The 13,174-nt window shown below is 67.2% G+C and carries 10 protein-coding genes and 1 pseudogene; 4 read left to right on the top strand and 7 right to left on the bottom strand.

Annotated elements, in window-relative coordinates:
- Positions 1–4: 4 nt before the first annotated feature.
- On the bottom strand, positions 5–541 hold the full coding sequence (locus OC446_RS17630) for a GNAT family N-acetyltransferase (RefSeq protein WP_262030331.1): 537 nt from the start codon (positions 539–541) through the stop codon (positions 5–7).
- A gap of 112 nt (positions 542–653) precedes the next feature.
- Between OC446_RS17630 and OC446_RS17625 the strand changes: the two genes are divergently transcribed.
- Complete coding sequence (locus OC446_RS17625) at positions 654–2,129, top strand: MFS transporter (protein WP_262030330.1); 1,476 nt, start codon at positions 654–656, stop codon at positions 2,127–2,129.
- A gap of 61 nt (positions 2,130–2,190) precedes the next feature.
- Here the strand turns inward: OC446_RS17625 and OC446_RS17620 are convergent, their stop codons facing one another.
- The 3 genes from OC446_RS17620 to OC446_RS17610 form a co-directional block, all read right to left on the bottom strand.
- Positions 2,191–2,973: a Bax inhibitor-1/YccA family protein gene (locus tag OC446_RS17620; protein ID WP_262030329.1), complete on the bottom strand. Its 783-nt coding sequence runs from the start codon at positions 2,971–2,973 to the stop codon at positions 2,191–2,193.
- 229 nt (positions 2,974–3,202) lie between these two features.
- Positions 3,203–5,791, bottom strand: a complete 2,589-nt coding sequence (locus OC446_RS17615; RefSeq protein WP_262030328.1) for an ABC transporter permease — start codon at positions 5,789–5,791, stop codon at positions 3,203–3,205.
- A gap of 13 nt (positions 5,792–5,804) precedes the next feature.
- On the bottom strand, positions 5,805–6,497 hold the full coding sequence (locus OC446_RS17610) for an ABC transporter ATP-binding protein (protein WP_262030327.1): 693 nt from the start codon (positions 6,495–6,497) through the stop codon (positions 5,805–5,807).
- A 71-nt stretch (positions 6,498–6,568) separates the two neighbouring features.
- Here OC446_RS17610 and OC446_RS17605 point away from each other — a divergent pair, with 71 nt between their 5' ends.
- The 3 genes from OC446_RS17605 (at position 6,569) to OC446_RS17595 (ending at position 8,792) form a co-directional block, all read left to right on the top strand.
- A complete protein-coding gene (locus OC446_RS17605; protein WP_262030326.1) occupies positions 6,569–7,252 on the top strand; it encodes an arylesterase in 684 nt (227 codons plus the stop codon).
- 65 nt (positions 7,253–7,317) lie between these two features.
- Positions 7,318–8,361: an aldo/keto reductase gene (locus tag OC446_RS17600; protein ID WP_262030325.1), complete on the top strand. Its 1,044-nt coding sequence runs from the start codon at positions 7,318–7,320 to the stop codon at positions 8,359–8,361.
- A gap of 110 nt (positions 8,362–8,471) precedes the next feature.
- Positions 8,472–8,792: a heavy metal-binding domain-containing protein gene (locus OC446_RS17595; protein WP_262030324.1), complete on the top strand. Its 321-nt coding sequence runs from the start codon at positions 8,472–8,474 to the stop codon at positions 8,790–8,792.
- A gap of 7 nt (positions 8,793–8,799) precedes the next feature.
- On the opposite strand, the pseudogene OC446_RS17590 reads toward OC446_RS17595, so the two are convergent.
- From OC446_RS17590 to acs, 3 genes and pseudogenes are all read right to left on the bottom strand, one after another.
- Positions 8,800–10,200: pseudogene (locus OC446_RS17590) on the bottom strand (MFS transporter); the annotation flags it as partial.
- Positions 10,201–10,383: 183 nt separating this feature from the next.
- Positions 10,384–10,890 carry a L,D-transpeptidase gene (locus tag OC446_RS17585; protein WP_262030322.1) on the bottom strand — a complete coding sequence of 169 codons (507 nt, stop codon included), beginning with the start codon at positions 10,888–10,890 and terminating at the stop codon, positions 10,384–10,386.
- Positions 10,891–11,016: 126 nt separating this feature from the next.
- A complete protein-coding gene (gene acs, locus OC446_RS17580; RefSeq protein ID WP_262030321.1) occupies positions 11,017–12,975 on the bottom strand; it encodes an acetate--CoA ligase in 1,959 nt (652 codons plus the stop codon).
- Positions 12,976–13,174 lie beyond the last annotated feature (199 nt).

Genomic DNA, 13,174 nt, shown 5'->3' with positions numbered 1-13,174 from the left:
AATCTCAGGCGACTGGCCGCGTCGGCGGCTCGCCCGTGCCGCGCCCGAGCGGGCGCTGCATCAGCACGGTGGAGAGCCAGCGCCCGTGCTTGTAGCCGATGCCCTTGAGGATGCCGACAGGCTCGAAGCCCAGGCTCTGGTGCAGCCCGATAGAGCCCTTCGATTCCTCGTCCCCGATGACCGCTACCATGAGGCGGAAATCCCGCGCCTCGCATTCCTCGATCAGGGCGGCGAGCAGCAGGCGCCCGATGCCGCGCCCCTGCGCGGACGGGGCGACATAGATCGAATCCTCCACCGTCGAGCGATAGGCCGGGCGCGTCCGGTAAGCGCCCGCATACGCGTATCCGAGGATCGCGCCGTCCTGTTCCGCCACGAGATAGGGATAGCCGCCATCGAGGATCGCGGCGCGGCGGCGCGCCATCTCGGCTCGGTCAGGCGGGTCGAGCTCGAAGGAGGCCGTGCCATGCTTCACCGCATGGGCATAGATGGCCGTGACGGCCTCGAGGTCGGATTCGGACGAAGGGCGGACGAGAATGCTCATGGGCGTTTTCTAGAGCATTTTCGGGGTGAGAAGGAATGGCATTCCTGCTTGGGAACGCTGTCTTTCCACCTCTCCCGTGGCCTGCCATGATGCCTTGTCGAAAGGCCCCAGCATGAGCGAGTTCAGTCCCGGCAAGACGCAAACCTTCGTGGTCTGGACCGCAATCCTGGCCTCCAGCATGGTCTTTGCCGACGGGGCCATCGTGACCGTGGCGATCCCGCAGGTGCGTGAGAGCCTGCAGGCCTCCCTATCCGAAATGCAGTGGATCACAAACGCCTATGCGCTGACGCTCTCCGCCTTCCTGCTGCTGGGCGGCGCGGCCGGGGATGCCTACGGGCTCAGGCGGGTCTTCATGGTCGGCATCGCGTGTTTCGGCCTGACCTCCCTGTGGTGCGGGCTGTCCGGGTCGGCCGGAATGCTGATCGCGGCCCGGACCTTCCAGGGGATCGGCGGCGCCCTGCTGGTGCCGGGATCGCTTGCCCTGATCAGCGCCCATTTCCCGAAGGAGGCACGGGGCCGGGCCATCGGCACCTGGGCGGCCGCCTCCGCCATCGCGGCGGCCCTCGGGCCGATCCTCGGGGGCTGGCTCATCGATATCGGCCCCTGGCAGGCGATCTTCTGGATCAATGGGCCCATCGCCGCGCTGGCGCTCTGGCTGTGCTGGACCCGGGTGCCGGAAAGCCCGGTCGCGTCGCAGGCCGCGATGGACTGGCTCGGCGCGGTCCTGGCTGTCGCGGCGCTCGGCCTCGTCGCCTATGGCCTGACGGCGCTCGGCGACCGGGGCAGCTACCGGATCGTCGCCATCCTGTCGACGCTCGCCGGCTTGGCCGTCCTCGGCCTGTTCCTGCGCCACGAGAAACGCTGCGCCGCCCCCATGATGCCGCTCGACCTGTTCCGCGTCCCCGCCTTCGCCAACGTCAACGTCCTGACCCTGCTGCTCTATTTCGCCCTTGGCGGCGCCCTGTTCTTCCTGCCGACCGCGCTGATCGAGGCCCATGGCTATTCGGCCGCCAGGGCGGGCTCGGTGTTCCTGCCCTTCACCCTGGTCATGGCCGTGCTGTCCCGGCTCGGCGGCGTCCTGGCCGACCGGTTCGGCACCCGCCTGCTCCTGACCGTGGGGCCGCTGGTCACGGGCCTGAGCTTCGCGCTCCTGGCCCCGGCCGTCCTGCATGGCGGTTATTGGGCTGCGGTCGTTCCGGTCATGGCGGTGCTGGGGCTCGGCATGGGGATCACCGTGGCGCCGCTTTCCACGACGGTGATGAACGCCGTCCCGGACGAGCGCATCGGCGTGGCCTCCGGGGTCAACAACGCGGTCTCGCGCGTGGCGGGGCTCATCGCCGTCGCGGGGCTCGGCATCGTCGCCACCCTGGGGTTCCGGCGGGCCGCCGCTTGGGCGAAACCGGAGATGGCGGATCTCTTCGCGCAGGCCAGCTTCGGCGCCCGGCCGCCGATGGCCGGACCGTCCATGGATGGTTCGGCGGACATCTATGCCGCGGCCATGATCGGCGGCTTCGGCCTGGTGACGCTGATCTGCGCCGCCGCGGCCGTGGCGAGCGCGTGGTTCGGCTACCGCTCGGCGCAGGCTTGATTTCAAAAGAAAAGCCCCGGCCTTTCGGCCGGGGCTCGGGGATCGTCCGATCCGTTCGTCCTTACTCGTTGCGGTTGCCCACGAGAGCGAGGAGGAACTGGAACATGTTGATGAAGTCCAGGTACAGCGTCAGGGCGCCGAACACGGAGGCCTTGCCGGCGGCTTCGCTATCGAAGTTGCCGTAGAGATACATCTCCTTCAGCTTCTGCGTGTCGTAGGCGGTCAGGCCCGCGAAGATCAGGACGCCGATCACGGAAATGCCGAACTGCAGGGCGCTCGACGCGACGAAGATGTTCACGATCGAGGCCAGGATCAGGCCGACGAGACCCATGATCAGGAACGAGCCCATGCCCGACAGGCTGCGGTTCGTGGTGTAGCCCCAGAGCGACAGCGAGCCGAAGGCCGCCGCCGTGATGAAGAACACCTGCACGACGCTCGCGCCGGTGTAGCGGATGAGAAGCGTCGAAAGCGAGGCGCCCATCACCGCAGCAAAGGCGAAGAAGGTGCCGCGGGCGGCCGACGCCGTCATCCGGTCCATGCGGAACGAGAAGAAGAAGATGAAGGCCAGAGGCGCCAGCGCCACGATCCACATCAGGGGCGAGCCATACAGCGTCGCGCCGAACTGGGTCAGGCCGACGCCACCCATCCGGGCGACTGCCTGAGACGGATCGCTCGTGGTGGCGAGCATGTTCACGCCAAGTGCGACCAGGGCCGAGATGGCAAGGCCCAGGACCATGTTGTTGTAGACGCCGAGCATGAAGGCGCGCAGGCCCTGGTCGACCTGTGCCGCCGTCCGGGCAAAGCCGGTGCCATAGGCGTTTTGGTTTTGCTCATACGGTTGCATCGGAGTCCTTTCTCGCGGTGTTCCGTGTGTTCCCTCGAATGGCCGAAATCCAGCCCTCGGCCGCCGCGGAATTCGGCGACATGCAAAATATGAGGGGCCGGCCTGCGTTGCGCAAGGGGCAACGCCAAGCTTCAACTCTTCGTGATGGAAGAAAAACGAGGAGCAGAGTAGATGCTGCTCCTCGTTCCATTTCCGCGTCTTTTTATAGCGCTCCCGCGCTGGCGGAGCCTCAAAGGTTTCTCAAGTAGAGCGCCGGTTTTTGACTTAGGATCCGCCACGTCCCCATGAGACCTAGACCCACGCTCACCAGAACGGCCAATGCAGAGGCCAAGACGGCGCCCGACAAGTCTAAAGTAAAGCTTAGGGACATCACCCGGGTGATGATGAAGTAAGCCGCAAGCGTCCCGGCCAGGAGCCCGAACACAGCCGTGGCGAGGCCCAGGAGCCCGTATTCGAGCGCGTAGGCCGAGATCAGCCGGGTGCGGGTCGCACCCAGGGTCTTCAGCACGACCGCATCGTAGAGCCGCGCCCGATGGCCGGCCGCCAGCGCCCCAGCCAGGACCAGAAGGCTCGCGATCAGCGCGATGGAGCTCGCGCCCCGGATCGCCATGACGAGCTGGGAGACCACGTCGTTCACCGCCTCCAGGGCATCCTTCACCCGCACGCTCGTGACCATGGGATAGGCCTGGGCGGAACTGCGCAGGATGCGGGCGTCGAGCGCCGCGTCCGAGCCGTGCGAGAAGGTGACGGTGGCCAGATGCGTGTGCGGCGCGCCCGCGAACGTATTAGGCGAGAACACCATGACGAAGTTGATCCCCATGGAGCGCCATTCGATCTCGCGCAGGTTGGCGATGGTGGCGCCGATGTTGCGCCCGAGCACGTTGACGGTGATCTCGTCGCCGATCTTCAATCCCAGGCCCTCGGCGATCTTGCGGTCGAAGGAGACGAGCGGTTTGCCGCGATAGTCTTCGGGCCACCACTCGCCCTGCACCACCTTCGAGCCTTCCGGCGGTTTGGTCGCGTAGGTGATGCCGCGGTCGCCCTCCAGCACCCAGGAGATGTCCTCAGGCGCCTTGACCTCGGCCACCGGCCGGCCGCCGAGGGTCACGAGGCGCCCGCGCATCATCGGCACCCGCTCGATGCGGGCCTCCGGGGCTTGGCCCTTCAGGAAGCTCTCGAAGGCGTCCGCCTGCTGGTTGGGGATGTCGAGGAAGAAGAAGCTCGGCGCCCGTTCCGGCAGGCTCTGCGTGAGCTGCCGCGTCAGGTTGGTGTCGATGACCGAGAGCGTCACGAGAAGCGTGATGCCCAAGCCCAGCGAGAGCACCAGCGACGGCGTGAGCGCGCCGGGCCGGTGAATGTTGGCAAGCGCCAGCCGGGGTGCGGTGCGGCGGGGGCGCGGCAGGCGGCGGGCCAGCGCCATGATCCCCATGGCCACGAGGCGCAGGAGCACGAAGGACCCGGTGGCCGCGCCCACGAACATCAGGGCGATCCGCCGGTCGTAGGCGGCGAGCAGGGACAGCCCCACGAGGGCCGTCACCGACAGGACGAGCGCCGTCAGGTAGCGCTTGCGCGGCCAGCGCCGCTCCGGGTCGATCTGGTCCCGGAACAGCCCCGACACCGGCACGTCATGGGCCCGGCCCAAGGGCGCCAGCGCGAAGACCAGGGCCGTGAGAATCCCGTAGAGCAGCGCGATGCCGAGCTCGCTCCAGGCGAGGGTCGGCTGGATCGGGATCGGCAGAAGATGGCCGAAGAGCCCGGTGACCACGAAGGGCAGCGCGGCCCCGATGGCCAGGCCGATGGCGATGCCGACCATCGCGATCAGCATCACCTGCGTGAGATAGAGCAGCACCACCTGCCCGCCGGGAGCCCCGAGGCTCTTGAGCGTGGCGATGGAGGCGCGTTTGCGGTCGATGAAGCCCCGCACCGCATTGGCGACGCCGACACCGCCCACGAGCAACGCCGTGAGGCCGACCAAGGTGAGGAACTGGGTGAAGCGCTCGATGTTGCGGGCGAAGCGCGGATCGGCGTTGAGGCGCGTGCGGATGTTCCAGCCGGCCTCCGGCAGGATGCGGTTCGCATCCGCCTCGATCTGCGTCAGGGTCTGCTCGGTCGATTGGTCGGGCGGCAGGGTGAGCCGGTAGGTCCAGCGCACGAGGCTGCCGGGCTGGACGAGGCCGGTCGCCTTCAACGCCTCCTGCGAGACCAAGAGCCGCGGGCCGAACCCGATGCCGTCGGCGATCTTGTCGGGCTCGGACACGAGGCTCGCCCGCAATTCCACATGGGCCGCCCCGACCGTCACCCGGTCGCCGACCTTGAGGTCGAGGCGCGCGAGGAGGGCCGGATCGACGGCGGCCCCGAAGGCGCCGTTCTTCTCGGCAAACAGCTCGGTGGGAGGCAGAGATGGATCGGTTTCGAGGGCGCCGACGGTCGGATAGCCCCCGTCGACCGCCTTCACCTCCACCAGCCCCGAGCCCTTCTCGCTGGCCACCGCCATGGCCCGCAGGGTGGCGATCACGTTGACCCGGCCCTTGGATTCGAGGAAGGCCCGCTCGGGCGCTCCCGCCTCGCGCTGGAGCAGGGAGAAGGCCATGTCGCCGCCGAGGATTCGCCGGCCCTCGCGGGAGATGCCCTCTGTGAGCGAGCGGGACAGGGACGACACGCTGGCGATGGCCGCGACGCCGAGCGCGATGCAGGCGAGAAAGATGCCGAACCCCCTCAGGCCTCCGCGCAGTTCGCGGAAGGCGAGGCGCAGCAGGAGAGGCAGGCGCGACGGGGAGGCGGGGCGACGCTCGGGGGTGGCGGGGAGGGAGCCGTGCATGACTGGATTGTCCTCAGGCCACGGCCGAGGCCGCGCCGGTCTCGACCTGACCGGAGCGCAGGCGCACCATGCGGTCGCAGAGCCGGGCGAGGGCGAGGTCGTGGGTCACGAGGACCAGGGTGGCGCCCCGGTCGCGCTTGAGGGCGAAGAGCAGGTCGACGATGGATTGGCCGGTCGTCTCGTCCAGGTTGCCGGTGGGCTCGTCCGCCACCAGGATCGCCGGATTGGGCACGATGGCGCGGGCGATGGCCACCCGCTGCTGCTCGCCGCCCGAGAGCTGCGCCGGGTAATGGTGCAGGCGATGGCCCAGGCCCACCGATTGCAGCTCGGCCTCGGCCCGCTCGAAGGCATGGCTCTCGCCGGCGAGCTCCAGGGGCAGGGCCACGTTCTCCAGGGCCGTCATGGTGGGGACCAGGTGGAAGGACTGGAACACGATACCGATCCGCCGGCCGCGGAACCGGGCGAGCGCATCCTCGTCCAGGCCCGACAGGTCGGTGCCGTCCACGATCACCTTGCCCGAATCCGGGCGCTCGAGGCCGGCCATGGTCATGAGCAGGGTCGACTTGCCCGAGCCCGAGGGGCCGATCAGCCCGACCGCCTCGCCCCGGTCGACGCCAAGGGAAATCCCCTTCAGGATATGCACCCGCGCGGCTCCGCGCCCGAGGCTCAAATCGACATCGTGCAGCGCGATGGCCTTGTCCTGCATACCCGTTCACCCGATCTGTTGGAGACTGTCCAAGACGTCTGTGTAGTTCTGCCTAGATGGGAAGCCTATCGATGAAGCGCCAATCCGGCCCATTCATGACGATCATTTTTGCGTGTGCGGCGGCCCTGGCCGGTCTGGTCGCCACTCTCCCGGCGCAAGCCCAAACCCAGGCCCAGCCTCAGGCCCAAACCCGGCCGATCCGCCTCGTGGCCCTGGGCGACAGCCTGAGCGCCGGCTACAACCTGCCGCAGGAGGCGGCCTTCCCGGTCGTGCTGGAAAAGGCCCTGAAGGCGAAGGGCTACAACGTGGAGGTCGCGAATGCGGGCGTCTCCGGAGACACCTCCTCGGGCGGTCTCGACCGGCTCGACTGGTCCGTGCCCGACGGCACCGACGGGGTGATCCTGGAGCTCGGCGCCAACGACATGCTGCGCGGCCTTGATCCGGCCGGGACCCGCAAGAACCTGACGGCCATCGTCGAGCGGCTCAAGAGCCGCAACATCCCGGTGATGCTCGCGGGCATGTACGCCTCGCGCAATCTCGGGTCGGATTATGTGCAGAAATTCGACGGCATCTATCCGGAGATTGCGAAGACCTACGACCTTGTGCTCTATCCCTTCTTCCTGGACGGAGTCGCCGGCGAGAAGTCCCTCAACCTGCCCGACGGGATGCACCCGACGGCCAAGGGCGTCGAGGTCATCGTCGAGCGCATGCTGCCCAGCGTCGAGAGCTTTCTCGCCCGCCTTGCCCAACGCTGAGCCCCCTCAGCGCCTCATTCCTGCCTGAACGCGGTAGATCACTTCGCCGCGAGGAGCTTAACCCTATGGAATACCGCCGCCTCGGCCGCACGGATCTCAATGTCAGCCTCATCTGCCTCGGAACCATGACCTGGGGTCAGCAGAATACCGAGACCGAGGGCCATGCGCAGATGGACTACGCCCTCGACCAGGGCATCAACTTCTTCGACACGGCCGAGCTCTACTCGATCCCGCCCCGGGCGGAGACGCAGGGCTCCACCGAGCGGTTCATCGGCTCCTGGTTCAAGGCTCGGGGCAGCCGCGACAAGGTGATCCTCGCCACCAAGGTGATTGGCCGCTCCGACAGCACCTGGTTTCGGGACGACGGCTCCAAGGGCGAGCTTTCCCGGGCACAGGTCGAGGAGGCGGTGAACAAGAGCCTGAAGCGGCTCCAGACCGACTATATCGACCTCTACCAGATCCACTGGCCCGACCGCCCCATGCCCTGGGGCTCGAACCCGACGATCTACCGCCATCAGGAGGGGAACTCCCACCCCATCGACGAGACGGTCGAGATCATGACCGACCTGGTGAAGGCCGGAAAGATCCGCCATTTCGGCCTCTCCAACGAGAGCGCCTGGGGCACCATGACGTTCCTCAAGCACGCGGATGCCAAGGGACAGGCGCGGGTGCAGTCGGTGCAGAACGCCTACAACCTCCTCAACCGTACCTATGAGGTGGCGCTGGCGGAGGTCTCCATGCGCGAGAACGTGAGCCTGCTCGCCTATTCGCCGCTGGCTCAAGGATACCTCACCGGCAAGTATCTCGACGGCGCCCGGCCGGCGGGATCGCGCACGACCCTGTTCAACCGCGGCCAGCGCTACGAGAACCCCACCGCCGAGGCGGCGATCCGCAAATACATCGCGCTTGCAAAGGAATTCGGCCTCGATCCGGCCCAGATGGCGCTCGCCTTCGTCAATTCCCGCCCCTTCCTCACGTCGAACATCATCGGCGCGACCTCGATGGAGCAGCTGAAGACGGATATCGCGTCTATCGACGTGACGATCACGCCGGAACTGGAAGAACGCATCAACGCGATCCACGTCGAACACTGCAATCCGTGCCCGTAAAGCCCTCTCGCGTCATGGCCGGCCTCGTGCCGGCCATGACGTGGCGGGTGGATCCCTGGTGACGTTCCTTCCTTCCCTTCCCATATGAAGCGGAGCAGAAGGAGACGTTCATGATCATCACCACCACGCCGACCATCGAAGGCCGTCGCATCGCGTCCTATCGCGGCATCGTCTCGGGCAAAGCGATCCTCGGCGCCAACGTGTTCCGTGATTTCTTTGCGTCGATCCGCGACGTGGTCGGCGGACGGGCCGGATCCTACGAGCGCGTGCTGCGCGACGGGCGCGACACGGCCCTGCAGGAGATGATCGAGGAGGCTCAGCGCCTTGGCGCTCATGCGATTGTCGGCGTGCACCTCGATTACGGCGCGCTCGGCAAGAACGAGGGCATGATGATGGTGTCGGTCAGCGGCACGGCGGTGACGCTGGAGTAAGCCGCGCTCACACGCGCTTCACGCCGCTCAACAGCCAGAACCCCGCGAGCAGGAACAGGATCAGCACCGCCGGCCCGGCGGCCTGCGTCTGGAACAGGGCTGTCGCCACGGCGACCGCGAGCGGCGCCATGAAGGACGTGACCTTGCCCGACAGGGCGAGCAGGCCGAAATAGCGGCCCGCTTCCCGGGCCGGGACGAGCCGGGCCAGCAGGCTGCGCGAGGAGGCCTGGAGCGGCCCCGCCACGGCCCCGATGACGAGGCCAAGCAGCACGAACAGCTTTTCGGGCGCGGAGGCGTAGAGGCCGTCCTCCGGACCAGGCGGGGCCGTCGGCACCATGAACAGGATGTGGTCGCGCCCGAGCGACAGCACGCCCACGCAGACCAGGGTGAGGATGAGAATCGCGCCCAGGATTACTGGTTTCGCCCCGATGCGGTCGTCGAGCCGCCCGCCGATGAGCGCCCCGAGGGTGCCGGTGATGGTGAGCAGGATGCCGAAGATGCCGAGTTCGATCGCCTGCCAGCCGAACACCCCGGCCCCATAGATGCCCCCGAAGGCGAAGAGCGCTACCAGGGCGTCCTGATAGACCATGTTAGCGATGAGGAAACGGCCGACGCTCTCGTGCCGCCGCGCATCCGCGATGGTGCTCCTCACCTGGTCGATCCCCTTCCGGGCGGCCTGCCCGAGGCTCATCCCCGAACGCGGGATATCGGGCGTGAAGAGAAACAGCGGCAGCACGAAGATGAGGAGCCACAGGGCCGAGAACGGTCCCGTGATCCGGTCGCCCTCGCGCGTCGCCGGATCGAGGCCGAACAGGGGATTTAGGCCGAAGACCGTCTTCATCGACGCGGGATCGGCGGCCAGGAACCCGAGCACGATCACGAGCGACACGAGGCCGCCCAGATAGCCCATCGCCCAGCCGGTGCCCGAGAGGCGTCCGTAGCGCTCCGGCGGCACGAGGTGCGGGATCATGGCGTTGTTGAATACGGCCGCGACCTCTACGGCGACCGTCCCGAAGGCGAAGCCGACGAGCGCGACCGCGATGGCATGGGGCTGCCCCGGCGCCGCGTACCACAGGGCGAAGGACGCGATGAACAGCACCAGGCCGCAGGATGCGATCCAGGGCTTCTTCGGCCCCGTCGCGTCGGCGATGGAGCCGAGGACCGGCGAGAGAAAGGCCAGCACGAGCCCGGCCGCCGCTGTGGCATAGCCCCAGAGGCTCTGCCCGCTCACCGGATCGGGCGCGAGCGCGGAGGCGAAATACGGCGCGAACACGAAGGTGGTGACCAGGGTGAAGAAGGGCTGGCAGGCCCAGTCGAACAGCAGCCAGCCGAGAATCGCCGGACGCGAGGCGTTCTGCGAAGGCGCAAGGGGATCGATGGTTTTCAAGGCGTCGGTTTCCAGGCTGAGGCTCGGTGGTCTTCTAGCACCGAAACACCCTGGACCAGGAGGCCTTGCCGTTCCGTTTCCTCGCGGGTGTCATCCCCGGCGGCCGAAGGCCGGGAAGGGGATCCATAGCGCTGCGCCGGATCGTCGATTCCCTTCCCCTCCGCTGCGCTCCGGCCGGGAATGACATTCTCTCACAGGGAGAGCCTACCGCTCCACCACCACGCGCGTTCCCACGCTCACCTGCTCGTAGAGATCGACGATATCCTCGTTGAGCATGCGGATGCAGCCGTAGGACGCGTAGGTTCCGATGGAGCTCGGGCGGTTGGTGCCGTGGATGGCGTATTCGTCGAGATCGAGAGTCAGCGCCCGGGCGCCCATGGGGTTGTTCGCCGCGCCGCCGGGGATCACGTCGGGCAGGCGCGGGTTGTCGCGCTTGACCTCCGCGGGCGGGGCCCAGGCGGGACGGACGTATTTGCCGTCGATCCGCGCCTCGCCGAACCATTGCTTGCCGGGCTTGCCGACCGCCACCCGGTAGCGCAGGGCGGTCCCGTCGCCGCGCACGTAATAGAGCCGCCGTTCGCCGGTCTTGATCACGATCGTTCCCGGCGACACGCGCCCCTCGAAGGGCACGAGCTCGCGGGCGGATGCGGCTGTCGCGGTGAAAACAGCCCCGACGATGGCCACCATGGCGAATACGGCGCGCGCGCCCATGTCCCGAACCCTCCTGCGAACGATGCACGAGGGTGAGACGCGAAAGATAAGGCTACGGTTCCGCTTTCGTCTCTGACGCCATCACCGGCCTTGTGCCGGTGATGGCGTGGATGATGACAGACCGGCTCACGCCGCCTGCGTGCGCTTGTTCTGCCGGTTGGTGATCAGGTCGTCGACGACGCCGGGATCGGCGAGCGTCGAGGTGTCGCCGAGCGAGCCGAACTCGTCCTCGGCGATCTTGCGCAGGATGCGGCGCATGATCTTGCCCGACCGGGTTTTCGGCAGGCCGGGGGCGAACTGGATCAGGTCCGGGGACGCGATGGGGCCGATTTCCTTGCGCACCCAGGCCACCAGCTCCTTGCGCAGCTCCTCGGACGGCTCCTCGCCAGCCATCAGGGTCACGTAGGCGTAGATGCCCTGGCCCTTGATGTCGTGCGGGTAGCCGACCACGGCCGCCTCCGAGACCTTCGGATGCGCCACGAGGGCCGATTCGACCTCCGCCGTGCCCATGCGGTGACCCGACACGTTGATCACGTCGTCCACGCGGCCGGTGATCCAGTAATAGCCGTCGGCGTCGCGCCGGCAGCCGTCGCCGGTGAAGTACTTGCCTGGATAGGTGGAGAAGTAGGTCTGCACGAAACGCTCGTGATCGCCGTAGACCGTGCGCATCTGACCCGGCCAGGAATCGGCGATCACGAGATTGCCCTCGGTGGCGCCCTCCAGCACCTTGCCGTCCGCGTCCACGATCTGCGGCTTCACGCCGAAGAACGGACGGGTGGCGGAGCCGGGCTTGAGCTTCGTGGCGCCGGGCAGCGGCGTGATCAGGATGCCGCCGGTCTCGGTCTGCCACCAGGTGTCGACGATCGGGCAACGGCCGTCGCCGACCACGCGGTGGTACCATTCCCAGGCTTCCGGGTTGATCGGCTCGCCGACGCTGCCTAAGAGGCGAAGCGACTTGCGCGACGTCTTCTTCACCGGCTCCTCGCCCGCCTGCATGAGCGAGCGGATGGCCGTCGGGGCGGTGTAGAAGATGTTGACCTGGTGCTTGTCGATCACATCCCAGAAGCGGGAGATCGTGGGATAGGTGGGCACGCCCTCGAACATCAGGGTCGTGGCGCCGTTCGCGAGCGGCCCGTAGACGATGTAGGAATGGCCCGTCACCCAGCCCACGTCCGCGGTGCACCAATAGACGTCGCCGTCGTGGTAATCGAACACGTATTGGTGCGTCATGGACGCATAGACGAGATAGCCGCCGGTGGTGTGCAGCACGCCCTTCGGCGTTCCCGTTGAGCCCGACGTGTAGAGGATGAACAGCGGATCCTCCGCGTTCAGCTCCTCGTAGGGGCAATCGTCGGACACGAGCTCGGCCGCCTCGTGGTAATAGACGTCCCGGCCCGGCACCATGTTCACCGCGCCGCCCGTGCGGCGCACGACGAGCACGTGATCCACCACGCCGGGCCCGACGGTCTCGAGGGCTGCGTCCACGTTCACCTTCAGGGGCACCTTGCGGCCGCCGCGCAGGCCCTCGTCGGCCGTGACGATGAAGGCGGATTTCGCATCCTGGATGCGGCTGGCGAGCGAATCCGGCGAGAAGCCGCCGAACACCACCGAGTGGATGGCGCCCAGCCGCGCGCAGGCCAGCATGGCATAGGCCGCTTCCGGGATCATCGGCATGTAGATCGTCACCCGGTCGCCCTTGGCGACGCCGCGGTTGCGCATGATGTTGGCCATGCGGCAGACCTCCGCGTGCAGCTCGCGGTAGGTGATCTTTTTGGATTCCGACGGATCGTCGCCTTCCCAGATGATGGCGACCTGGTCGCCCCGGGTGTGGAGATGCCGGTCGATGCAGTTATAGGCCACGTTGGTGACCCCGTCCTCGAACCAGCGGATCGCCACGTTGTCGGGACCGAAATTGGTGTTTTTGATCCGGGTGGGCTGCTTGAACCAGTCGATGCGCTTGGCCTCTTCCGCCCAGAAGACCTCCGGGTCCCTGATCGAGGCCTCGTACTTCGCGCGGTAGCCCGCATCGTCCAGATAGGCCCGATGCCGCCATTCCGCCGGCACGTCGTAGATCTTCTCGTCCATGGCGCTTCTCCCAGATGCTCCCATGATGGATTTAGAGCTAGGTTTACGGAAGAAGAGAGGGGCGGGGCAAGCGGGACGATGATCGGACTTTGGTCGCTGCTACTTTCGGGAGATAGGTTGGAATTTCCTTACCTAAAGGCAATCGACGAGATCAGAGAGAAGATCCGCTCTCGTCGCAGCCATGTGTGCTGCGGCACGT

The sequence above is a fragment of the Microvirga sp. Mcv34 genome, from assembly GCF_024519725.1.
GTDB lineage: Bacteria > Pseudomonadota > Alphaproteobacteria > Rhizobiales > Beijerinckiaceae > Microvirga.
This window is presented reverse-complemented; position numbering and strand designations above follow the sequence as displayed.